Source organism: Methylobacterium sp. WL6, from assembly GCF_008040095.1.
Classification (GTDB): Bacteria; Pseudomonadota; Alphaproteobacteria; order Rhizobiales; family Beijerinckiaceae; genus Methylobacterium.
The window spans coordinates 16250-37412 of sequence record NZ_VRVH01000013.1 but is presented as its reverse complement, the minus strand read 5'-3'; the positions used below and the strand labels follow the sequence as shown (position 1 = coordinate 37412).

26 protein-coding genes and 1 tRNA gene are annotated in these 21163 nt (G+C 71.0%); 17 read left to right on the top strand and 10 right to left on the bottom strand.

Annotation, left to right across the window (positions count from 1 at the left end; translation table 11 throughout):
- The first annotated feature begins 327 nt into the window (after nucleotides 1-327).
- Both FV230_RS03735 and FV230_RS03730 read left to right on the top strand, forming a co-directional pair.
- Complete coding sequence (locus FV230_RS03735; protein WP_243932323.1) at nucleotides 328-1647, top strand: MFS transporter; 1320 nt, start codon at nucleotides 328-330, stop codon at nucleotides 1645-1647.
- A gap of 76 nt (nucleotides 1648-1723) precedes the next feature.
- On the top strand, nucleotides 1724-2521 hold the full coding sequence (locus tag FV230_RS03730; RefSeq protein ID WP_147841308.1) for an SDR family NAD(P)-dependent oxidoreductase: 798 nt from the start codon (nucleotides 1724-1726) through the stop codon (nucleotides 2519-2521).
- Nucleotides 2522-2636: 115 nt separating this feature from the next.
- On the opposite strand, the gene FV230_RS03725 is transcribed toward FV230_RS03730, so the two are convergent.
- On the bottom strand, nucleotides 2637-2993 hold the full coding sequence (locus FV230_RS03725) for an SWIB/MDM2 domain-containing protein (RefSeq protein WP_147727136.1): 357 nt from the start codon (nucleotides 2991-2993) through the stop codon (nucleotides 2637-2639).
- Nucleotides 2994-3208: 215 nt separating this feature from the next.
- Here FV230_RS03725 and FV230_RS31180 point away from each other — a divergent pair, with 215 nt between their 5' ends.
- From FV230_RS31180 to FV230_RS03715, 3 genes are all read left to right on the top strand, one after another.
- The gene (locus tag FV230_RS31180; RefSeq protein WP_281408248.1) at nucleotides 3209-3331 is read left to right on the top strand and encodes a hypothetical protein; all 123 of its coding nucleotides are present in this window, start codon (nucleotides 3209-3211) and stop codon (nucleotides 3329-3331) included.
- Between the two features lie 117 nt (nucleotides 3332-3448).
- Complete coding sequence (locus FV230_RS03720) at nucleotides 3449-3931, top strand: DUF2721 domain-containing protein (protein ID WP_147841307.1); 483 nt, start codon at nucleotides 3449-3451, stop codon at nucleotides 3929-3931.
- Nucleotides 3932-4021: 90 nt separating this feature from the next.
- Nucleotides 4022-4456, top strand: coding sequence for a PRC-barrel domain-containing protein (locus tag FV230_RS03715; RefSeq protein ID WP_147841306.1), 435 nt, complete (start codon nucleotides 4022-4024; stop codon nucleotides 4454-4456).
- Between the two features lie 3 nt (nucleotides 4457-4459).
- On the opposite strand, the gene FV230_RS30500 is transcribed toward FV230_RS03715, so the two are convergent.
- Complete coding sequence (locus tag FV230_RS30500) at nucleotides 4460-4678, bottom strand: hypothetical protein (protein WP_246694719.1); 219 nt, start codon at nucleotides 4676-4678, stop codon at nucleotides 4460-4462.
- On the opposite strand from FV230_RS30500, the gene FV230_RS03710 reads away from it, so the two are divergent.
- Together FV230_RS03710 and FV230_RS03705 are read left to right on the top strand one after the other, a co-directional pair.
- A complete protein-coding gene (locus FV230_RS03710) occupies nucleotides 4665-5234 on the top strand; it encodes a peptidoglycan-binding domain-containing protein (protein WP_246694718.1) in 570 nt (189 codons plus the stop codon). The two genes, FV230_RS30500 and FV230_RS03710, sit on opposite strands and share 14 nt — an antisense overlap.
- Before the next feature lie 56 nt (nucleotides 5235-5290).
- On the top strand, nucleotides 5291-5632 hold the full coding sequence (locus FV230_RS03705) for a DUF1491 family protein (protein ID WP_147841304.1): 342 nt from the start codon (nucleotides 5291-5293) through the stop codon (nucleotides 5630-5632).
- A gap of 44 nt (nucleotides 5633-5676) precedes the next feature.
- On the opposite strand, the gene gltX is transcribed toward FV230_RS03705, so the two are convergent.
- On the bottom strand, nucleotides 5677-7020 hold the full coding sequence (gene gltX / locus FV230_RS03700; RefSeq protein ID WP_147841303.1) for a glutamate--tRNA ligase: 1344 nt from the start codon (nucleotides 7018-7020) through the stop codon (nucleotides 5677-5679).
- A 173-nt stretch (nucleotides 7021-7193) separates the two neighbouring features.
- Here gltX and FV230_RS03695 point away from each other — a divergent pair, with 173 nt between their 5' ends.
- Together FV230_RS03695 and FV230_RS03690 are read left to right on the top strand one after the other, a co-directional pair.
- On the top strand, nucleotides 7194-7502 hold the full coding sequence (locus FV230_RS03695; protein ID WP_147841302.1) for a hypothetical protein: 309 nt from the start codon (nucleotides 7194-7196) through the stop codon (nucleotides 7500-7502).
- A gap of 176 nt (nucleotides 7503-7678) precedes the next feature.
- Nucleotides 7679-7753 (top strand) — tRNA-Val (locus FV230_RS03690).
- Between the two features lie 129 nt (nucleotides 7754-7882).
- On the opposite strand, the gene FV230_RS03685 is transcribed toward FV230_RS03690, so the two are convergent.
- Nucleotides 7883-8794, bottom strand: a complete 912-nt coding sequence (locus FV230_RS03685) for a neutral zinc metallopeptidase (protein WP_147841317.1) — start codon at nucleotides 8792-8794, stop codon at nucleotides 7883-7885.
- Nucleotides 8795-8881: 87 nt separating this feature from the next.
- The gene (locus FV230_RS03680) at nucleotides 8882-9778 is read right to left on the bottom strand and encodes a uracil-DNA glycosylase (protein WP_147841316.1); all 897 of its coding nucleotides are present in this window, start codon (nucleotides 9776-9778) and stop codon (nucleotides 8882-8884) included.
- Between the two features lie 228 nt (nucleotides 9779-10006).
- Here FV230_RS03680 and FV230_RS03675 point away from each other — a divergent pair, with 228 nt between their 5' ends.
- Nucleotides 10007-11680 (top strand): electron transfer flavoprotein-ubiquinone oxidoreductase, encoded by a 1674-nt coding sequence (locus FV230_RS03675; RefSeq protein ID WP_147725416.1) that lies wholly within the window; start codon nucleotides 10007-10009, stop codon nucleotides 11678-11680.
- Nucleotides 11681-11957: 277 nt separating this feature from the next.
- Nucleotides 11958-13826, top strand: coding sequence for a tetratricopeptide repeat protein (locus FV230_RS03670; RefSeq protein ID WP_147841315.1), 1869 nt, complete (start codon nucleotides 11958-11960; stop codon nucleotides 13824-13826).
- Nucleotides 13827-13833: 7 nt separating this feature from the next.
- Here FV230_RS03670 and FV230_RS03665 read toward each other — a convergent pair whose 3' ends face one another.
- Together FV230_RS03665 and FV230_RS03660 are read right to left on the bottom strand one after the other, a co-directional pair.
- Nucleotides 13834-14274, bottom strand: a complete 441-nt coding sequence (locus tag FV230_RS03665; protein WP_147841301.1) for a HEPN domain-containing protein — start codon at nucleotides 14272-14274, stop codon at nucleotides 13834-13836.
- Nucleotides 14258-14554: a nucleotidyltransferase domain-containing protein gene (locus FV230_RS03660; RefSeq protein WP_147841300.1), complete on the bottom strand. Its 297-nt coding sequence runs from the start codon at nucleotides 14552-14554 to the stop codon at nucleotides 14258-14260. The genes FV230_RS03665 and FV230_RS03660 overlap by 17 nt, the downstream gene beginning before the upstream one ends.
- Before the next feature lie 167 nt (nucleotides 14555-14721).
- Between FV230_RS03660 and FV230_RS03655 the strand changes: the two genes are divergently transcribed.
- Entirely contained in the window at nucleotides 14722-15597 is an 876-nt protein-coding gene (locus tag FV230_RS03655; protein WP_147841299.1) for a 4-(cytidine 5'-diphospho)-2-C-methyl-D-erythritol kinase, read from the top strand.
- Between the two features lie 59 nt (nucleotides 15598-15656).
- On the opposite strand, the gene FV230_RS03650 is transcribed toward FV230_RS03655, so the two are convergent.
- The gene (locus tag FV230_RS03650) at nucleotides 15657-16679 is read right to left on the bottom strand and encodes a polyprenyl synthetase family protein (RefSeq protein ID WP_147725412.1); all 1023 of its coding nucleotides are present in this window, start codon (nucleotides 16677-16679) and stop codon (nucleotides 15657-15659) included.
- Between the two features lie 161 nt (nucleotides 16680-16840).
- Between FV230_RS03650 and FV230_RS03645 the strand changes: the two genes are divergently transcribed.
- Nucleotides 16841-17071 carry a DUF2007 domain-containing protein gene (locus tag FV230_RS03645; RefSeq protein ID WP_147841298.1) on the top strand — a complete coding sequence of 77 codons (231 nt, stop codon included), beginning with the start codon at nucleotides 16841-16843 and terminating at the stop codon, nucleotides 17069-17071.
- A 2-nt stretch (nucleotides 17072-17073) separates the two neighbouring features.
- Entirely contained in the window at nucleotides 17074-17823 is a 750-nt protein-coding gene (locus FV230_RS03640; protein ID WP_147841297.1) for a methyltransferase, read from the top strand.
- A gap of 73 nt (nucleotides 17824-17896) precedes the next feature.
- Here FV230_RS03640 and FV230_RS03635 read toward each other — a convergent pair whose 3' ends face one another.
- The gene (locus FV230_RS03635) at nucleotides 17897-18151 is read right to left on the bottom strand and encodes a hypothetical protein (RefSeq protein WP_187275371.1); all 255 of its coding nucleotides are present in this window, start codon (nucleotides 18149-18151) and stop codon (nucleotides 17897-17899) included.
- A 228-nt stretch (nucleotides 18152-18379) separates the two neighbouring features.
- On the opposite strand from FV230_RS03635, the gene FV230_RS03630 reads away from it, so the two are divergent.
- Nucleotides 18380-19234 (top strand): S49 family peptidase, encoded by an 855-nt coding sequence (locus FV230_RS03630; protein ID WP_147841295.1) that lies wholly within the window; start codon nucleotides 18380-18382, stop codon nucleotides 19232-19234.
- Nucleotides 19235-19279: 45 nt separating this feature from the next.
- On the opposite strand, the gene FV230_RS03625 is transcribed toward FV230_RS03630, so the two are convergent.
- Nucleotides 19280-19543 carry a hypothetical protein gene (locus tag FV230_RS03625; RefSeq protein ID WP_147725407.1) on the bottom strand — a complete coding sequence of 88 codons (264 nt, stop codon included), beginning with the start codon at nucleotides 19541-19543 and terminating at the stop codon, nucleotides 19280-19282.
- A gap of 211 nt (nucleotides 19544-19754) precedes the next feature.
- Between FV230_RS03625 and FV230_RS03620 the strand changes: the two genes are divergently transcribed.
- Nucleotides 19755-20693: a glycine--tRNA ligase subunit alpha gene (locus tag FV230_RS03620; protein WP_147841294.1), complete on the top strand. Its 939-nt coding sequence runs from the start codon at nucleotides 19755-19757 to the stop codon at nucleotides 20691-20693.
- The gene (locus tag FV230_RS03615; protein ID WP_147841293.1) at nucleotides 20690-21136 is read left to right on the top strand and encodes a DUF3828 domain-containing protein; all 447 of its coding nucleotides are present in this window, start codon (nucleotides 20690-20692) and stop codon (nucleotides 21134-21136) included. The genes FV230_RS03620 and FV230_RS03615 overlap by 4 nt, the downstream gene beginning before the upstream one ends.
- Nucleotides 21137-21163: the final 27 nt, after the last annotated feature.

Genomic DNA, 21163 nt, shown 5'->3' with positions numbered 1-21163 from the left:
CGAGGCGACGACGCGATGGCGCGTCGCGAAGGCGGAAAAGCGGCGCACGGGCGAAGGATCCCGCGGCCATGTCACCGGCGCGCTGCTCAAGCCTGCGTGAAGCCGCTATGTGCGGGCGCAAGCGCCAGGCGAACCCACGGCGGCGGGCCCGGCCGGGGTCGGCCCAGAACGAGGTTTTCGACGATGACCGAGACGGCCGGATCGTCCGGACGACGCGCGATCCGCGGGGCGGAGGAGGAAGCGCAGGCGGCAAGCGGCCTCGGCGACGGGAGCCCGGCCGCCGCGAGGCCGGCCGACGGGCTTCCCCCGCGCGAGCGCCTGCTGGCGATGGCGGCGGTGTCGCTCGCCATGACCATGGCGGTGCTCGACGGGGCGATCGTCAACGTGGCGCTGCCGGTGATGGCCAAGGACCTCGCGGTCGATCCGGCCGCGGCGATCTTCGTGGTCAACGGCTACCAGATCGCGGTGACGGCGGCGCTCCTGCCCTTCGCCTCCCTCGGCGACATCCTCGGCTACAAGCGCGTGTACCTCGCCGGGCTGGCGGCGTTCGTCGCGGCCTCGCTCGCCTGCGCCTTCGCGCCGAGCCTCGGCTTCCTGATCGCCGGGCGCCTGGCGCAGGGGCTCGGCGCCGCCGGCGTGATGAGCGTCAACATCGCGCTGGTGCGCTTCATCTATCCCCACCGGATGATCGGCCGCGGCGTTGGCAACGTGGCGCTCGTCGTCGCCGTCGCCTCCGCGGCCGGCCCGACGGTCGCCGCCGCGATCCTCTCGGTGGCGTCCTGGCCGTGGCTGTTCCTGGTCAACCTGCCGGTGGGCGGCCTCGCCTTCCTCGTCGCCTCGCGGACGCTGCCGGCGACGCCGCGCAGCGGCGCGCGCTTCGACGCATTGAGCGCGGTGCTGAACGCGCTGACCTTCGGCCTGCTGATCGTCGGCGTCGACCGCCTCGGCGACGCCGACGGGCGGGCGATCGCCTTCGCCGAGATCGCGGGCGCCGTCGCGGTCGGCGCGGTGTTCGTGCTGTACCAGCTGCGCCTGCGGGCTCCGCTGCTGCCGGTGGACCTCCTGCGGATCCCGGCCTTCGCGCTGTCGATGGCGACCTCGATCGCCTCGTTCGCGGCGCAGATGAGCGCCTACATCGCCCTGCCCTTCTATTTCCAGGACGTGCTGCACCTCTCGGGCACGCAGACCGGCTTCCTGATGACGCCCTGGCCGATCGCGATCGCGGCGATGGCGCCGGTCGCCGGGCGGCTCGCCGACCGCTACCCGCCGGGGCTGCTCGGCGGCATCGGCCTCGCGCTGATGGCGTCGGGCATCGCCGCGATGGCGCTGCTGCCGGCGCACCCGGCGACCCTCGACATCGTCTGGCGGCTGACGCTGAGCGGCCTCGGCTTCGGCCTGTTCCAGACGCCGAACAACAAGGTCATCATCACCGCCGCCCCGCGCGAGCGCAGCGGCGGGGCGAGCGGCATGCAGTCGACGGCGCGGCTCACCGGCCAGTCCCTCGGCGCGGCGATGGTGGCGGTGATCTTCGGGATGACCCAGGGCGCCGGGCCGGAGCGGGCGGTGTCGCTGGCGCTGTGGTCCGCGGTGGCGCTCGCCGTGTTCGGCGGCTGCGCCAGCGTTCTGCGGCGGGGCAGAGCCGGATAGGCTGCATGCCACCCGGGGCCGGACCGGCGCGTTGATCGGCATCGCGAGACATCGCGGCAACCAGGGATCGACCGAAATGGACATGAACCTGAAGGGCCGCCGCGCCCTCGTCACCGGCTCCACCGGCGGCATCGGCTTCGGGATCGCCCAGGCGCTCCTCGACCTCGGCGCCAGCGTCGGCATCAACGGGCGCACCGCGGAACGGGTCGAGGCGGCCATCGCGGCCCTGCGCGGGAAGCCCCAGGCCGGCGAGGCCTTCGCGGCGGTCGGCGACGTGGCGACGGCCGACGGGGTCGCCGCGCTTGTCGCGGCGCTGCCGGACGTGGACATCCTGGTCAACAACACGGGGATCTTCGAGCCGAAGCCGTTCTTCGACATCCCCGATGGCGACTGGCAGCGCTTCTTCGACGTCAACGTGATGAGCGGCGTGCGGCTGTCGCGCGCCTACGCGCCGGGGATGGTGGCGCGGGGCTGGGGCCGCGTGGTCTTCATCGCCAGCGAGTCGGGCATCAACATCCCGGTCGAGATGGTCCATTACGGGATGACGAAGACGGCGCAACTCGCGGTCTCGCGCGGGCTCGCCGAGACGGTCTCGGGCACCGGCGTCACGGTCAACAGCGTGCTGCCGGGGCCGACCCTGTCTGAGGGCGTCGCCGATTTCATGAAGCAGATGGCCGGCGGATCGGGCGAGGCCGATCTCGACGCCCTCGGCCGCCAGTTCGTCGCCGAGCACCGCCCGACATCGCTGATCGGACGGCTGGCCAGCGTCGAGGAAGTGGCCAACATGGTGGCCTATGTCTGCAGCCCGGCGGCGAGCGCGACCAGCGGCGCGGCGCTTCGGGTGGATGGCGGCGTCCTGCGCAACATCGCCTGACGCCTGATCGGGTCGCGCGGGGCGGCGTGGCGCCGCCCCGTTCGAGCGCACCGTCGAAGCAGGACGATCCGGGAACCGCGTCTCCGGATCGACCCGACGACGGGTCCGGCGCGGCTCAGGCCTTGAGGTGGGCGGCGAGGTGCTTGTTCATTTCGAACATGCTGCACTTGTCCTTGCCGAACACCTTCTTGAGCTTGTCGTCGGCGAGAATCTCGCGCTTGTTCTCCGGGTTCTGGAGGTTGTGCTTCTTGATGTATTCCCAGACCTTGCTGACGACCTCGCCGCGCGGGATCGGGCTGGTGCCGACGATGGCGCCGAGATCGGCCGAGGGCTTCAGCGGCTGCTGCAGGGCGTTCGGCTTGGCGCCGGCGGCGGCCTTGGTCGCCTTGGGGGCTGCAGCCTTCGCGGGCTTGGCGTCCTTGGTCTCCTTCGCAGCCTTCGGGGCGGCCTTTTCCGTCGTCTTGGTTGCCATGGGGTTCCTCCGGTTCTCGCTGCGAGCGTGAACGTGACATCCCCGCAGCAGGGGTGAGCATAGCAGCAAGAACTAAGGGCTAGCGCAGCCGTTCCAAGGGAAAACTGGAACAGTTCCCTTCATCATCCACAGGGTGTGGCGCCGGCGGGCGGGTTCGGCACCGGTTTTCGCGCCGCGAAACCCTTTCTTCACCCAACCGGAGGACAGATCCGGGCATGGTCAGCACCGCCCTCGCCCTCGCTTTCGTCTCCGCGTTCGCCGTGGTCCTCGGGCTCGGCATCGGCATCGCCGCTGAGCCGAATGCTTGCGATCACCCGCATGGCGGCGGATTGATCTGAGGGCGCGAAGGCCGGAGCGGACGCCGGATCCTCGCGAACCGTCCGGCCGCCCGGACGTTGGCGGCGTCGGAGGACGGCCCTCCCGCCTTCCTCCTCGCGCCGCGGAAACCTCTGCCCATGTCGAGCCTCGAGCCGAACACCCTCGACGGCATCGCGCACATCATCCAGGTGGCGCTGACGCCGGTGTTCCTGCTGTCCGGGGTGGCGACCCTGCTCAACGTCTTCGGCGCGCGCCTCGCCCGCGTGTCGGATCAGGCGGAGCGGGCGTCGAGCCTGCTCGCGGGCGCGAGCGAGGCGGAGCGCCGCCGCCTCGGCCACCGGCTCGACCGCCTGCGGCTGCGGGCGCTGCTGCTCGACGCGGCCGTGGTGCTCGCGGCGCTTTCGGGGGTCTCGACCTGCGGCGCCGTCCTGACGCTGTTCGTCGGCGCGCTGCGCGACGCCACCGTGGCCGGCGTGCTGTTCGCGTTGTTCGGCACGGCGATCCTGTGCACGCTCCTGGCGCTGGTCGCCTTCGGGACCGAGATGCTGTTCGCGAGCCGCGGCGTGCGCAACCGTGTCGCCCTGCGGCGCGCTGAGGCGGAAGCCGGCCCGGAAGGCTGAAGGGGCCCGCGGAACCCATCGCGGGTCCGAGCTTTCCCCTGCGAACGCCCGGGATGCCGGGTCCGTGCAGTCCTGCGAAAGGGTATCGCGATGCCGACAGATCTTCCCAACGAGCGCAGCATCCGCAAGGCCGGCTCGATGGAGCTCGACCCCTCGGCCGAGGGCGTCGCCATCGACGAGACCGTCCGGCTGATCGCCTCCAACAAGGTCGAGGGCACGGCGGTCTACGATGCCGCCGGCAAGCACCTCGGCGCGGTGCACAACTTCATGGTCGACAAGGTCTCGGGCCAGGTCGCCTACGCGGTGCTCGCCTTCGGCGGGTTCCTGGGGCTCGGCGAGAACCACCACCCGCTGCCGTGGAAGGCGCTGACCTACAGCGTCGAGCTCGGCGGCTACGTGGTGGACATCGACCCGGCGACGCTCGCCGGCGCGCCGAGCCACGGCGCCGGCGAGGACGGCTTCGCCGATCCGGCTTATGGCGGCCGGCTCGACGACTATTACGGTCGCGGCCCGAAAGCGGCCTGACGATCAGAACTTGCCGCCGAGGCCGACGCTGCCGCCGGGCGTCAGGGACGGCGTCATGCCGCCCGACGACCCGCCGCTGGTGGGCTCGCCGTCGATCTCCTCGCGGCGGATGCGGCGCGCGCCGTCGTTCGCAGCGCGCGCGTCGTTGCGCTTGTCCTTGGGCAGGTCGAGCGTCCGGGTCGGCGCCGTCGCCAGCGGGACGTTCCGGATGTGCCGGCGCAATCCCGGCGCGCTGTTCGGCGGCGTGGTCGCGTTCGGCGCGGTGGTGGTCGTCTCGATGAACGCCCTCGGCTACCAGAACGGGCGCCACCCGGCCCCGATCCTGCCGAAGATCGCGATCCGCCAAGATGCGATGAGCAAGGATGCGGCGAGCAAGGATGCCGCGAGAAAGGACCCCGCCGCGAGGTCGGTGCCTGAGAAGGTCGCCGATGCCGACCGGCCGGCCGAGACGGCGCGCACGCCTCTCAAGGCAGCAGAGGCCGCTAGGGCCGCCGCCCGCGATCCGATCGCCGACCTGATCCGATCCGACGAGACGACCGCTTCGGTGACGCCCAAGAGTGCCGTCGAGCCGCCCAAGCCGCAGCCGGCGGTGATGCAGGCGCAGAAGGCCTTGTCGAAGCTCGGCTACGGCCCGCTCAAGGCCGACGGGCTGATGGGAGCGACCACCCGCGCGGCGATCGAGAAGTTCGAGCGCGACCGCAAGCTGCCGGTGAAGGGCGAGGCCGCCGGCCGCACGCTTCGCGAGCTCGCCGCCCGCGCGGCCCTGCCCCCGGCCTGATTGCATCGCGGTCCGGCGCGGCGCATGCCCGGCGCGCATCCGCACCGGGAGGGTCCATGCCGCGCCTGCGCTCCGATTTCTGGGTTTCGGCCCATCTGCGGCGACTGGCCGTCGAGGGGATCTCCGCGGTGCAGCGCCGCCGGGGCGCGGCGGAGGCCGGCGCGATCTTCGTCAAGGTCGATCGCCTCGACGGCCGCGCCGACCTCTACGGGCCGGCGCCGCAAGCGCTGTTCGAGGACGAGGATACCGGCGGGCGTCGCTTCGTGGCGATGGTTCCGGAGGGCACGCCGCTTGATGCGGAGGAGCGCCTGACCAAGGAGATCCGGTTCGATTCCGACCTGTGGATCATCGAGATCGACGATCGCGAGGGCCGCCATCTCCTCGATCTCGCCGAGTAGAGCAGGCCGACGTTTTTTCCAGGATCCGCCCGGGAGGCGGCGTCTCAGGCGGTCTCTCCGGCGAGCCGTCGCCCGGTGCGGTCCCGGCCGATCAGCGGCAGCAGGCCCGCAAGGTCGGGCCCGTGCTCCAGCCCCGTGAGCGCCAGGCGCAGCGGCATGAACAGCGCCTTGCCCTTGGCGCCGGTCCGCTCGCGGATCGTCGTCGTCCAGGCCTTCCAGGTTTCGGGTCCGTAGGGTTCGGGCGGAAGGGTGTCGAGGGCCGCCGCCGTCACGGCGGCGTCTGCGATCACCGGTGTCACCGGCCCGGCCACCACCCCCCACCAGTCCCGGACCTCGTCGATCCTGTGCAGGTTGGCCCGCACCGCGAGCCACAGCGGCTCGGCGGCCGCGGCCGGGATGCCGAGCGCGTCCAGGCGCTCGGCGGCGTCGGCGAAGGGCATCGCGTGCAGGATGCGGGCGTTGAGCCCGTCGAGCTCGTGCGGGTCGAACTTGGCCGGCGCCCGCGAGATGTGGGCGAGGTCGACGAGGCCGGCGAGCTCGTCCAGCGTCGCGACGGCGCGGACCGCCTCCGCCGATCCGGTCAGCACGGCGAGCGAGCGGACGGCGGCCGGCTCGTAGCCCGCCTCGCGCAAGGACCGCAGCGAGAGGTGGCCGAGGCGCTTGGAAAGCCCCTCCCCGTCCGCCGTGGTCAGCAGGTTGTGGTGGCCGAAGATCGGCAGCGTCGCCGCCAGCGCCTCGAAGATCTGCACCTGAACGCCGGTGTTGGTGACGTGGTCTTCGCCGCGGATCACGTGGGTGACGCCGAGGTCGGCGTCGTCGACCACCGAGGGCAGCGTGTAGAGGTAGCTGCCGTCGGCCCGCACCAGCACCGGGTCCGAGAGCGAGGCGCAGTCGACATGGGCCTCGCCGCGGACGAGGTCGTCCCAGGCGACGACGCGCGGCTCGAGCTTGAAGCGCCAATGCGGGATGCGGCCCTCGGCCTCCATCGCCGCCCGCTCGTTGGCGGTGAGGGCGAGCGCGGCGCGGTCGTAGATCGGCGGCAGGCCGCGGCCGAGCTGGCGCTTGCGCCGCCGCTCCAGCTCCTCCGACGTCTCGTAGCAGGGATAGAGCCGGCCGAGCGCCTTCAACCTGTCGGCGGCCGCGTCGTAGATCGCGGTCCGATCGGATTGGCGGGCGCGTAGATCCGGCACGATGCCGAGCCAGGCGAGGTCGGTCTCGATCGCCTCGGCGAAGGCCTCGGTCGAGCGTTCGCGGTCGGTGTCGTCCAGCCGGAGCAGGAAGCGGCCGCCGCGCGCGCGGGCTAACAGCGCGTTCAGCAGCGCCGGGCGCGCATTGCCGATGTGAAGGAAGCCGGTCGGAGACGGCGCGAAGCGGACGAGAGGAGCCATGCTGGGCTCATAACCCCCAATCGACCCGCTCGGCCACAGCCTGTCGGACGGAGGGAGCCGCACGCCCCGCGAGGACCGACGGAAACGCGCGCCGGGTTTCGCGGTTGAAGACCTGTGTCGTTCGACCGGCTGCGCGCAGCGCGGCGTCCACTATCCAGGGAGATCACCCTCCGATGCGATCGATCCTCCTCGCCACCCTCGTCGCCGCGGCGACGCCGGCCTTCGCCCAGAGCAACGCGCCGGCACCGATCCGCCAGCCGAACCCGCCTCAGCAGGTCGCGCCGGGCACGCCGCCGGGCACCGTCGCGGTTCCGGGTGGCGCCACGAACAGCGGCTCCGGGGCCGGCGCCGTGGTCGCGCCGACCGGCACCGGCGCGGCGACGGTCACGACGGATTCCGCGGCGGGCGGCAACGCCGACCAGCCCGAGCGCGGCGTTCCCCAGATGGGCCGCGGCGGCGGCGGCAACGCCGGCGGCCAGTAGGTCGCGAGGCGGTTTTCCGATCGGAGCCGGCGCGGCCGTCGACATTGGTGGGCGGTTGCGCCGGTTCTGCAGCTTGACGCCGCCGCCTACCCCGCCCTAGAAGGCCCTCGTCCCGGGATCGAAGGCGCCAGCGCCGGTCGCCCCGGTCGCGGCGACGGCGTGTCGCCGCGCGGTACGGACGGTTAGCACAGCGGTAGTGCGTTCCCTTCACACGGGAAAGGTCGCAGGTTCGATCCCTGCACCGTCCACCATTCTCTCCCGCATCGCCGTCACGGCATCGTTCGACGCGCGGAGAGCGCTCGTGCGTGCCAGCCCGAGCGCTCGGAATCGGCGTGAGCCGCATCGCTCCCCCCGCAGAGGAGGGAGCAAGCTAGCCAAGATCAGTTGTTCGCGGTCCGGAACGTGTCGCAGGACTTCGTCTGGCCGCTCTTGTAGCCGCTCATGAACCAGCGCTGGCGCTGCTCGGACGAGCCGTGGGTGAACGAATCCGGCACGGCGTAGCCTTGGCTCTGCTTCTGCAGCTTGTCGTCGCCGATCGCGCTCGCCGCGTTCATCGCCTCGTCGATGTCGCCCTGCTCGAGCGCGTTGTACTTGTCGTTGGAGTTCTTGGCCCAGACGCCGGCAAGGCAGTCGGCCATCAGCTCGATCCGCACGGAAAGCGCGTTGGCGTCGCGCTTCGAGGACGCCTGCTGCTGCCGGGCCTGAACCTTGCCGAGAATGCCGAGGACGTCCTGCACGTGGTGGCCGACCTCGTGGGCGATGACGTAGGCGTAGGCGAAGTCGCCCTTCACGCCGAACTTCTGCTCCATCTCCTTGAAGAAGCCCGTGTCGAGATAGACCTTCTTGTCGAGCGGGCAGTAGAACGGGCCCATCGCGGCCTGGGCCGAGCCGCAGCCGCTGCGGGTGCCGCCGGTGTAGAGCACCATCGTCGTCGGGGTGTACTGCTTGCCGGTCTGGTTCGGCAGGATCTGGCTCCATACGTCCTCGGTGTTGCCGAGGATCTTGGAGGCGAAGCGGCCGCTGTCGTCGGTCGGCGCGGTCTTGCGGCGCGTCTGGGTCTGCGGATCGGCCGGCTCCTCGCGCTGGCTGCCGCCGCCACGGGTGATCTGCTCGGCGCCCCCCATCAGGATCGCCGGGTTGATGCCCGTGACCCAGCTGATGATCAGGATGACGACGATCGCGCCGATGCCGAGGCCGCCGGCGCCGCCGCCCGGGAAGCCCATCCCGCCACCGCCGCCCTCGCCGCGACGATCCTCGACGTTGTCCGAACTCCGAAAATCGTCCCAGCGCATGGTCTCGACCGCCACTCGTTCTCACGACGCCGTTATCGCGAGTCGCAGGGTAATGACACAGGTCGAAGGACGGTTCCGAGGGAACGGTCAAGCTTTTCCGTCGAGCGCGGTGCGCAGCAGCCGGAAATCGCGCCAGGCGAGCCGCTTCTGCATCGGCTGCCGCAGCAGGTAGGCCGGGTGCAGGGTGGCGAGGGCCCGCACGGTGCGGTGAGGCATCGCGTAGGGGTAGAACCGCCCGCGCGCCTTCAGGATGCCGTCCTTGGTGCCGGTGATCGCCTTCGTCGCCGGGCTGCCGAGGCAGACGATGATGTCGGGGTTGGCCAGCTCGATCTGGCGCTCCAGGAACGGCCGGCACACGGCCAATTCCTGGATCGTCGGCTCGCGGTTGCCCGGCGGCCGCCAGGGCACCACGTTGGCGACGTAGGCCTTGGTCCGGTCGAGGCCGATCGCCGCCATCATCCGGTCGAGCAGCTGGCCCGAGCGGCCCATGAACGGCTTGCCGATGCGGTCCTCGTCGGCGCCGGGCGCCTCGCCGATGAACATCAGCTTCGCGGCCGGATTGCCGTCGGCGAAGACGAGGTTCTTGGCGGTGAACTTCAGCGGGCAGGCGTCGAAGGTCGCCATCAACGCCTCGAGCTCCTCGAGCGTCCCGACATCCTTCGCCCGTGCCCGCGCATCGATCGCCGCATCCTCGGGCTTTGCCGATGCCGACTGCCCGTAGGTACGCGGCGGAGCCTTCTCGGGCGCCGGCGGCGGATCGACCCGCGGCGGCAGCTCGCGGCGCGGCGCTTCCGGCTGTTCCAGGCGCGGCGCGTCCACCTGCGCCTCGCGCACGGGCGCGCTGCGGCGCAGGGTCGGCGCCGGGGTGTCGGCTTCCCGGAAGCGATCGTGCGGCGCCTCGTCGAGGGCGAGGTCGACGCCGCTCTCCACATGGAAATCGAGGTACGCGATCAGGTCGCGCTGTGCGTCCGCCGACGAGGTCATGAGCATCATGTGGGGCTTCGCACGCCTGTGGACAACGCGGCATTCCGGTCGGCGTCAGGCCGGGACGCTGCGCAACTTGGCCGCTCTCGCGCCCGATCCCCTGCCAGCAGCGGCTTGCCAACCTACATTGGAACGGGTTCAGAACGACGGCAACGGCGCATCGAACGGTCGGACGGCGGAGACGCACGGTCCGCGCGCACGAACGAGACACGGCAGGAGACGACAGGCATGGCGCATCCCGAACGCGAGGGCATGGATTTCGACGTGGTCGTCGTCGGCGCGGGGCCGGCCGGGCTCGCCGCCGCCATCCGCCTGAAGCAGCACGCGCTCGAAAGCGGCGACGAGGTCAACGTGGTCGTCGTGGAGAAGGGCTCCGAGGTCGGCGCCCACATCCTGTCGGGCGCCGTGATCGACCCGTCGGGCCTCGACGTCCTCGTGCCGGACTGGCGCGACGATCCCGAGCGGCCGCTGAAGACCGCGGTGGAGCGCGACGAGTTCCTGTTCCTGACCAAGAACAGCGGCGTCACCCTGCCGAACCTGTTCTTCCCCAAGTTCATGTCGAACCACGGCAACTTCGTCGGCTCGCTCTCGAACGTGACCAAGTACCTAGGCGCGAAGGCCGAGGCGCTCGGCGTCGAGATCTATCCCGGCTTCCCGGCCTCCGAGGTGCTCTACGATGACCGGGGCGTCGTCGTCGGCGTCGCCACCGGCGACCTCGGCATCGCCAAGTCGGGCGAGCCGCGCGACGACTACACTCGCGGCATGGAGCTGCGCGGCAAGTACGTGATCTTCGGCGAGGGGGCGCGCGGCTCGCTGACCAAGACGGTGATCGACCGGTTCCAGCTCAACCGGCACAGCGACCACCAGAAGTACGGGCTCGGCGTGAAGGAGCTGTGGCAGCTCGCCCCCGGCAAATTCGAGCCGGGCCTGGTGCGGCACTCGATGGGCTGGCCGCTGCCGAACAAGGCCGGCGGCGGCTCGTGGCTCTACCACTTCGACGACCACCTGCTCTCGGTCGGCTTCGTCACGCACCTGAACTACGAGAACCCAACCCTGTCGCCGTTCGAGGAGTTCCAGCGCTTCAAGACCCACCCGATGATCCGCGAGGTGTTCGAGGGCGCCAAGCGCATCGGCTACGGCGCCCGCGCGATCATGGAAGGCGGCTGGCAATCGGTGCCGAAGCTCGTCTTCCCCGGCGGCTGCCTCGTCGGCGATTCCGCCGGCTTCGTGAACGTGCCGCGCATCAAGGGCTCGCACAACGCGGTGCTCTCTGGGATGCAGGCAGCCGACGCCATCGCCGCCGCGCTGAAGGCCGGGCGCCAGGGCGACGAGCTCACCGCCTACGATGCCGGCTGGCGCGACAGTGCGATCGGCACCGACCTCAAGGCGGTCCGCAACGTCAAGCCGCTGTGGTCGCGCTACGGCACGCTCGCGGGCGTGGGCTTGGGCGGCCTCGACATGTGGTCCAACACCCTGCTGAACGCCTCGATCTTCGGCACGCTGAAGCACGGCAAGCCCGACCACGCCTGCACCAAGCCGATCTCCGAGGTGACGCCGATCGTCTACCCGAAGCCCGACGGCAAGCTCACCTTCGACCGGCTGTCCTCGGTCTACCTCTCGAACACCAACCACGAGGAGGACCAGCCGGCCCACCTTCAGGTCAAGGACATGGGCCTGCAGAAGACCTCCGAGCACGACGTGTTCGGCGGGCCCTCCGCGCGCTACTGCCCGGCGGGCGTCTACGAGTGGGTCGAGGATGCGGCCGCCGGCGACGGCGTGCGCTACCAGATCAACGCGCAGAACTGCGTCCACTGCAAGACCTGCGATATCAAGGACCCCAACCAGAACATCAACTGGGTGACGCCGGAGGGGCCTGGCGGGCCGAACTACCCCAACATGTGATCGGATCGATCCGCCTCGTCCGCTCCGCGCGATTCACGTCGCGCGGAGCGGATTCGCTCGGCGAACCCGCTTCGCGGGAACCGGACGCGCGAGCCGAAAGGGTCGTCCGTCGGGGCCTGGAACGATCGAATCGCGGCGGGTCCGGCGGCGTCCGGCGGTCAGGCCCGCGCCATCCTTTCGCCTTGCGGGCATGGCGGGAAGAGTCCAGTGTCCCCGCCGAATTCGGCGCCGCCCGGCCGCGATGGGCAGGCGCCCGCAGGAGCCGTGAACGGTGCCCATGACCGATGTCCGTCCCCGCCGCACCCGCACGGTGCTCGCCCTGACGCTCGCCGCGAGCGTCTCGCTCGGCGGGCAAGCGTTCGCGATGCAGCCGCGCGAATCCAGCCCGATGTCGGAGTACGAGCCGGCGGAGTCGCTTGAGGGCAACTTCCTCTCGGCCTACATCGCCGGGGCCTCCCGCGACACCGCGGCGGCGGCGAGCTTCTACCGCGAGGCGGTGAAGGCCGATCCGCGCAACACCGATCTGCTCGAGCGGGCCTTCGTCTCGCTGCTCGCCGACGGCGCCCTGCCCGACGCGTTCCGCGCGGCCGAGCGCCTCGTCAACCGCGACTCGACCAACGGGCTGGCGCAGCTGTCGCTCGGCGTGCGCCAGATCAAGGCCGGCCAGTGGGCCGCCGCCCGCCAGAATTTTTCGCGCAGCGGGCGCGGGGCCGCCGCCGACCTCACCGCGACGCTCCTCACCGCCTGGGCCTATGCGGGTGCCGGCGACGGCAAGCGCGCCCTCGAGACCGTGAGCAAGCTCAAGGGCGAGCGCTACTACAACACCTTCCGCGACTATCATGCCGGTCTGATCGCCAGCGTCACCGGCGACCAGGCCGAGGCGGAGCGCCGCCTCAAGGCGGCCTACGACGCCGACAAGAACACCCTGCGCATCGTCGACGCCTACGCACGGTTCGAGGCCAATGCCGGCCGCACCGACCTCGCGATCCAGGCCTATACCGACTTCGACGCGCTGATGCCGCGCCACCCGATCGTGCGCGACGCCCTCGACAAGCTGAAGGCCGGCAAGCCGCTCGCCCGCCTCGTCACCACGGCGCAGGAAGGCGCCGGCGAGGTGCTGTACGGGCTCGGCTCGGCCGGCTCGACGCAGGGCGACGAGCTGCCGGCGGTGGTCTACCTCCGGCTCGCCCTCTACCTCGCCCCCGAGCATGCGCTGGCGCGCCTGACGCTCGCCGACACCCTCGACCGGATGAAGCAGCCGGAGAAGGCGAACGAGGCCTACGCCCAGATCCCGGCGACCTCGCCGCTGAAGCTCAACGCCGACATCCAGATCGGCCTCAACCTCGAGCAGGCCGGCAAGGGCGATGAGGCGCTGCAGTACCTCGACGCCGCGATGAAGGCGCATCCCGACGACATCGACGTCATCACCGCGCTCGGCAACGTGCAGCGCTCGCGTAAGAAGTACGAGGAGGCGGCCGAGACCTACAGCCGCGCGATCGCGCTCATCGGCGACCGGCCGCAGGCGAACTTCTGGACGACCTACTATTTCCGCGGCACCGCCTACGAGCGCGCCAAGCAATGGCCGAAGGCCGAGGCCGACCTGAAGAAGGCCCTGGAGCTCGTGCCGGCGAGCCAGCCGGCCGCGAAGGCGCAGGTCCTGAACTATCTCGGCTATTCCTGGGTCGACCAGAAGATCAACATCGACGACGCCTTCAAGCTGCTGAAGCAGGCGGCCGACGCCAGCCCGCGCGACGGCATGATCGTCGACAGCCTCGGCTGGGCCTATTTCCGCCTCGGGCGCTGGGACGACGCGGTGCGCGAGCTCGAGAAGGCCGTGGAACTGAAGCCGGGCGACCCGACCATCAACGACCACCTCGGCGACGCCTACTGGCGCTCCGGCCGGCGCCTCGAAGGCAAGTTCCAGTGGCAGCACGCCAAGGACCTGAACCCCGAGCCCGACGACCTCGTGCAGATCAACGAGAAGCTGAAGAACGGCCTGCCCGATACCGACAAGCCGACCGCCACGGCGGAGAACCCGCCGGCTCCGGTGGCCGCACCGCACAACGCCGAGAACCCGGAACTGCCGAAGGGCGCCCCGGCCCCGAGCGAGGCGCCGGGCTCGGCCGACAAGAAGAGCGGCGGCTGAAGCAGGCTTATCGACGCGGGACCGGGTTCGACGCGGTCCCGCCGACTTCGGCTTCGATCGTGAAATGCTCTTCGAGGGATACGATCAGCCCATCGATCACTGCCAGTGCGTCCTCGACGCGGTCGGACGACGGAGTCGTCGGAACACGCCCTGTCGGTGTCCCGTAGCGATAGCTGGTCGCGTAGGCTTCCAGGAACGTAATCGCTGCGAGCGCCCGGCGATCCGGGTTTTCCTCCGGGATCTTCCGAACGATGGTATCGAGCTGGTGGGCGTCCTTCCGCTCGATGTGGATGCCCTCAGCCGTGGCGACGGCTGTGATCAGGTGCTCGGCGGCCTGCGACGCCAAGTAGGCAGCGTTCCGCGACTCGGCCTTGAGCAGGATGCGAGCATCCTTCGCACAATCGCGGGCAAGCTCGAGGCAGGTCGCGATCCTACGCCCCTTGGACATCGAGTCTCAGGCCTTCGCGGGCGAGGGCATAGCTCAGGGTATTCGGGACGCCCCAGCTTTCGGCCAGCTCGCTTTCGCGGGCGGCGAGAATCGTGGCGGAGATGCCGGCTTCGCGGCCGATCGACCACCCGATGATGGGATCGAGCGCATCGTCGGAAACATCGTCCGGCACCGCGACAACGAGGTCCCAATCGCTGTCGGCACGATGATCGCCGCGGGCCCTGCTCCCGAACAGCCAGATCGCCCGCGGTCGCATGCGGGTGCGGATCGCCGCGATCAACGTGGCGAGGTCGTCCGGCAGCGGATCGGCGTATTCGGATCGGGACACCGTGCGATCCTAGGCCGGCCTCGGCGGGCCGACAATGCGGGCCGAACGCCTGCGGGTTGCCGCGCTGGCGCCCGCCTCGTATGGCCTGCCGCTCCAAGTCATCGCCCCGACGAGAGCCCGTGCCCCTGCTCACCACCCGCGCCCCGGCGAAGATCAACCTGACCCTGCACGTGCTCGGTCGTCGCCCCGGCGACGGCTACCACGTGCTGGAAAGCCTCGTGGCGTTCGCCGGCGTCGGCGATGCGCTGACGCTGGATCCCGGCCCGGAGCTGTCGCTCTCTGTGAGCGGCCCCACCGCGGGACCGGCCGGCCCGACCGGCGACAACCTCGTCGTGCGGGCGGCCCGGCACCTCGCGGAGGCGTTGCCCGATCTCAGGCTCGGCGCGTTCGATCTCGTCAAGCGGCTGCCGGTGGCGGCGGGGATCGGCGGAGGGTCGTCGGATGCGGCCGCGGCGCTGCGCCTGCTCGCGGAGCTGAACGGCCTGCCCCTCGACCATCCGGCGGTGGTCGCCGCCGCGCGGGCCACCGGGGCCGACGTGCCGGTCTGCCTCGATCCGCGGGCCCGCATGATGCGCGGCGCCGGCGAGGAGATCGGCCCGGCGCTCGGGATGCAGCCGTTCCCGGCGGTGCTGATCAACCCCGGCGTGCCGGTGCCGACGGCACCGGTGTTCAAGGCGCTCGGCCTCCGGGTCGGCGATGCCTTGAACGGCGTGCCCCATCCTGAGATCGGCCCGGGATCCGGGGTCGAGGCTCTGGTCGCGGCGATCGGGCCGGCGCGCAACGACCTCGAAGCCCCGGCGCTGACCGTGGCGCCGGCGATCGGCACCGCGCTCGCGGCGCTCCGCACCCAGGCGGGCTGCCGGCTTGCGCGGATGTCGGGTTCGGGCGCGACGGTGTTCGCGGTCTTCGCCGATCGTCATTCGGCGTCGCGGGCCGCGCGCGCGATCGGTTCGACGCAGCCGACGTGGTGGACGGTCGCGACCTACCTGCGCTGACGGACGGGCGGAAGCGTCGAGAGGATCTGTGGAGTGGTTCGAGGGCCGCCGCGTGCGGATCAGTGGACGCGCGAAACGCAGAAATCCACGACCTGCAGCAGCGCCGACTTCATCGGGCTTTCGGGGAAGGGATCGAGCGCATCCCGTGCGAGCGTGCCGTAGTCGCGCGCGCGGGCGACCGTCTCCTCGAGGGCGTGGTGGCGCCGCAGGATCGCGTGCGCGGTCTCGAGATCGCCGTCTTCCAGCGCACCCTGCTCCAGAGTCCGGCGCCAGAAGGCGCGCTCCTCCTCGGTGCCGCGGCGGACGGCGAGCACGATCGGCAGGGTGATCTTGCCTTCGCGAAAATCGTCGCCGACGTTCTTGCCGAGCGCTGCGCTGGTGCCGCCGTAGTCGAGCACGTCGTCGATGAGCTGAAAGGCGATGCCGAGGTTCATGCCGTAGGCGCGGCAGGCCTCCTGCTCGGCGACCGGGCGCCCGGCGAGCACCGGACCGACCTCGCAGGCGGCGGCGAACAGCTCCGCGGTCTTGGCACGGATCACCGCGAGGTACGCGTCCTCCGAGGTGCCGGTGTTCTTGGCGGCGGTGAGCTGCATGACCTCGCCCTCGGCGATCACCGTGGCGGCGGCCGAGAGGATGTCGAGGGCGCGCAGGGAGCCGACCTCGACCATCATCCGGAACGCTTGCCCAAGCAGGAAGTCGCCGACGAGCACGCTCGCCTCGTTGCCCCACTTGATCCGTGCCGCGACTCGGCCGCGGCGCATGTCGCTGCCGTCCACCACGTCGTCGTGCAGCAGGGTCGCGGTGTGCATGAACTCGACGCTGGCAGCGAGCTTCACGTCCCCGTCGTGGCCGGAATAGCCGCAGAGGTCGGCGCTCGCCAGGGTGAGGATCGGGCGCAGGCGCTTGCCGCCGGAATCGATCAGGTGGTTGGCGACCTCGGGGATCATCGCCACGTCGGAACCGGTGCGCGACAGGATCTGGGCGTTCACCCGCTCCATGCCGCCCGACACCAGGGCCACGAGGTCGGCGAGGCTCGCTTCCGCGTCGGGGCGGCCTTCTTCGATGGAAACGACGACACCCAAGGTCCGATGCCTCCAGACCGATTTCGACTGCAGCGCGCGATGCGCCACCCCTTCGCATGCGCTTGAGGGCACCGCAACATGCGTCCGCGAAACCGGATATGGTGCCGGCGCACGCCAGCGCGCACGCGACGAAAGCGCCCTCCACCGCGAACAGGGTTGTGATGACCGAGCTGATCCGCACCAACGACATTGTCCTGATCGGCTTCGCGCAATCGCTGCTCGAAGGCGCCAACATCCCGGTGCTCGTCGCCGACAACCACATGAGCCTGATGGAGGGCTCGATCGGCGCCTTCCCCCGGCGCCTGCTGGTGCCCGGCGATCATGCCGCGCAGGCGCGCCGGCTCCTGCGCGACGCCGGGCTCGCGCACGAGCTTCGCGATGCGAAGCCCTGATCATGGCCGAGGTGCCGGTCGACTTTCTCGGCGGAACCCTGCGCCTGCTGCAGCCGCCGCGCGGCAGCCATCGAGCCGGAACCGACGCGGTCCTGCTGGCGCGGTGGATCGAGCCGAAGCCGGGTGACGTCGTCTGCGACGTCGGGGCCGGGACGGGGGCGGTCGGGCTCGCGGTCGGCATCCGCGCACCCGGCAGCCGCATCGTGCTGGTCGAGCGCGCGCCCGAGATCGCCGCGCTGGCGCGCCGGAACGCCGAGCTGAACGCGATGGCCCTTCGGGTGACGGTGGTCGAGGCCGACGTGCTCGCCTCCGGTGCCGATCGCCGCAGCGCCGGCCTCGCAACGGGTTGCGCCGACATCGTGCTCACCAACCCGCCGTTCTTCGAGGCGGGACGTCACCGCCCGTCGCCGGACGCGGGCAAGGCCGCCGCCCACGACTTCCCTGTGGGCGGGTTGGAGCGCTGGATCCGGACCTGCACCGACCTGCTTCGACCGGACGGTCGGCTCGGGTTGATCCACCGGGCCGACGCCCTGCCGCTTTGCCTCGAAGCCCTGCGCAACCGGTTCGGCGGCGTCGCGATCCGTCCGGTCCACGCCCGCGCCGAGCGTCCGGCGATCCGCATCCTCGTGCGCGCGACCAAGGGAAGCCGTGCCGCGCTCGAATTGCATCCGCCGCTCGTCCTGCAGGGGGCGGACGGCGGCTTCACCGCCGAGGCGGACGCCCTGCACCGTGGCCGGCCCTGGCCGGCGTGAAGGTGCATGCGGCGCAAATCATCCGCGACGCATGAAAAGAGGGGGGCGTCCCGGACGCCCCCCTCGCAAAACCTCAGTAGAACCGCAGCCGGCGATGATGACCGTGATGGTGGTGGTGATGATGCCGGCGCCAGTGATGGTGACGGTGCCAGCGGTGATGCCGGTGCCAGCGATGGTGGCGGTGCCAATGGCGGCGGCCGTGCCAGCGGGCATTCTGCACCAGCGGCGCGGCATCGTTCTGCGCGGCGGTGATCGGCACCGTCATCGGGGCGGCCTTCGCCGAGAGGCTCAGGCCCGTCGCGCCGCCGAGCAGCGCGAGCACGACCATCAGAAATCTCCAGGATCGCATCGAGACGTCCTCTCCTTGCCTGTGGGACGGGCGAGGGGTCGGGCCCCGCCCGGGCGGAGAACGCTCCGCCGCGCCGGAAACGGTGGCCGGCGCGATTCGGTTCGATCGGCAGGCCGCGAAACGACGCGCCCTGCTCCGCAAGCCTTGCCGCGGGGCCGGCGATGACCACCTCCCACGACGCGGGCCTTCTCCCACCATCGGATCTCCATGTCCTTCGCCGTTCCGGATTTCGTGCGTGCGCTCCTGCCGGCGCGCTTTCGCAAGACGCGGCCGCGCGTCGCCGTGGTGCGCCTGAACGGCGCGATCGGCGCGGTCTCGCCGCTGCGCCCGGGCCTTTCGATCGCCACGGTGGCGGGCAGCCTGGAGCGTGCCTTCGCGGTGCCGGGCGCGGTCGCCGTGGCGATCGTGATCAACTCGCCGGGCGGCGCGCCGGCGCAATCCCACCTGATCCACCGGCGCATCCGAGATCTCGCCGTGGAGAAGAACCTGCCGGTCTACGCCTTCGTCGAGGACGTGGCGGCGTCGGGCGGCTACATGATCGCCTGCGCGGCCGACACCATCGTCGCCGACCCGACCTCGGTGGTCGGCTCGATCGGTGTCGTCTCGGCCGGCTTCGGGTTCGACAAGCTGCTCGCACGCATCGGCGTCGAGCGCCGCGTCCACACCCAGGGCGACGCCAAGGCGATGCTCGATCCGTTCCGGCCGGAGGACCCGGCCGACGTCGAGCGCCTGCTGCGCATCCAGGCCGACGTGCAGGACCTGTTCACCGGTCTCGTCACGACGCGTCGCCCGACGTTGAGGTCCGGCGAGAACCTGTTCACGGGGGCGATCTGGACGGGACGGCAGGCTCTCGAGCTCGGGCTCGTCGACGCGATCGGCGACATCCGCTCGACGCTGCGCGCCCGATTCGGGGAGGGCGTCGACCTGAGGTTGATCGCCGAGGCGAAGGGGTCGTTCGTCGCCCGCCTGCTGCGCCGCGGGGCGCCGGGCGGGATCGGCGTGGCCGACGAGGCCATCGCCGCGATCGAGGAGCGTGCGGCCTGGGCGCGTTACGGCCTGTGAGGCGATGTCGCGCGGAGGCCGCAAGGCCGCCACACGACGGCGCGCTCAGCGCGCGAGGCAGGCGGCGTCCGGCGTGCCGTACCCGCTGTAGACCACCCGCACCTTGCGGGTGCAGCCCTCGGCCTTGACGGCCGGCGCGGCGACGGGCGCCACCTCGACCGGCACCACCGCGACCGGCACGGCCACCGCCGAGACGTCGTCCACGGTTGCCAGTGCGCTGCTGGCGCTCATCACCAGCGGCGTCGCGACGAGCGAGGCGGCGACGAGGACCGCGAAGACGGTGACGTTCTTCTTGGCGAGGCTGCGCATGACTGTTGTTCCATCGCGTTCGGCCGGGGCGGGCGGCCGATATCCCAGTGTTGGGCAATAAACTTGGCCGTCGCGATACGGTTCCGCTTGTCTGCCGAAATTGCGCCGCAATCGGTGTGCGCCCGGACCCGCGCCGGCGTCGCGGTTGCCCAATGCGGTCGCCCGCGCTTAAACGCTGCCGCCTCCCCTGCCCGACGACGAAGAAGCGCCCATGCCGAGCGATGCCGATCTCAGCCCGAAAATGTCGTTCCAGGGCCTGATCCTGACCCTGCAGCGCTTCTGGGCCGCCAAGGGCTGCGTGATCCTGCAGCCCTACGACATGGAGGTCGGGGCGGGCACGTTCCACCCGGCGACGACGCTGCGCGCGCTCGGCCCGAAGCCTTGGAAGGCCGCCTACGTCCAGCCCTCGCGCCGGCCGAAGGACGGGCGCTACGGCGAGAACCCGAACCGGCTGCAGCACTACTACCAGTTCCAGGTCATCCTGAAGCCGAACCCCGAGAACCTGCAGGAGCTCTACCTCGAATCGCTCGCCGCGATCGGCGTCGATCTCGCCCTGCACGACATCCGCTTCGTCGAGGACGACTGGGAAAGCCCCACGCTGGGTGCCTGGGGTCTCGGCTGGGAATGCTGGTGCGACGGCATGGAGGTGAGCCAGTTCACCTACTTCCAGCAGGTCGCCGGCCTCGAATGCGCACCGGTCGCGGGCGAGCTGACCTACGGGCTGGAGCGCCTGGCGATGTACGTGCAGGGCGTGGAGAACGTCTACGATCTGAACTTCAACGGCGGGGCGGGCGCGGAGAAGGTCACCTATGGCGACGTGTTCCTGCAGGCCGAGCAGGAGTATTCGCAGCACAACTTCGAGGCGGCCGACACGGCGATGCTGTTCCGCCAGTTCGCCGATTCCGAGAAGGCCTGCCGCCTCTACCTCGACGCCGGCGCGCCCGAGCGCGCGGGCGCGCGCCACCGCATGGTTCAGCCGGCCTACGACCAGTGCATCAAGGCGAGCCACGTCTTCAACCTGCTCGACGCCCGCGGCGTGATCTCGGTGACCGAGCGCCAGAGCTACATCCTGCGGGTGCGCGAGCTGGCCAAGGCCTGCGGCGCGGCCTGGCTGCTCACGGAGGCTGGCGGCGCGCCGGCGGCGGCATGAACCGGTTCGCGTTCGCCGCCCTGGCCTTGCTCGCCCTCGGCGCTGCTCCGGCCTTCGCCCAGTCCGCCACCGACCCGGTCGAGACCGTGCGCGCGTTCTACGCCAAGGACGATATCGGCGCGGTCGGCTTCTATGCCGCGGGCCTGCGCTCGCTCTACGAGCGGGACCGGCGCGAGGCCGGAAACGAGGTCGGCCGACTGGATTTCGCCTTCTACGTGAACGGGCAGGACACGGAGGTGAACTGGGAGAAGACCCTGAAGCTCACCATGCTCGCATCCGACGACGCGCGTGCGGAGGTGCAGGCGACCTTCCACAACGGCACGCCGCAGGACCTGCGCTACGATCTCGTGCGCGAGAACGGGCGCTGGCTGATCGCCGACGTGCGCTCGACGACGGCGCAAACCTGGGATCTCGTGACGATCCTTTCTGCGAAGCTGCCCTAGCCCGAGCGCGACGCGCAGATCAGCGGC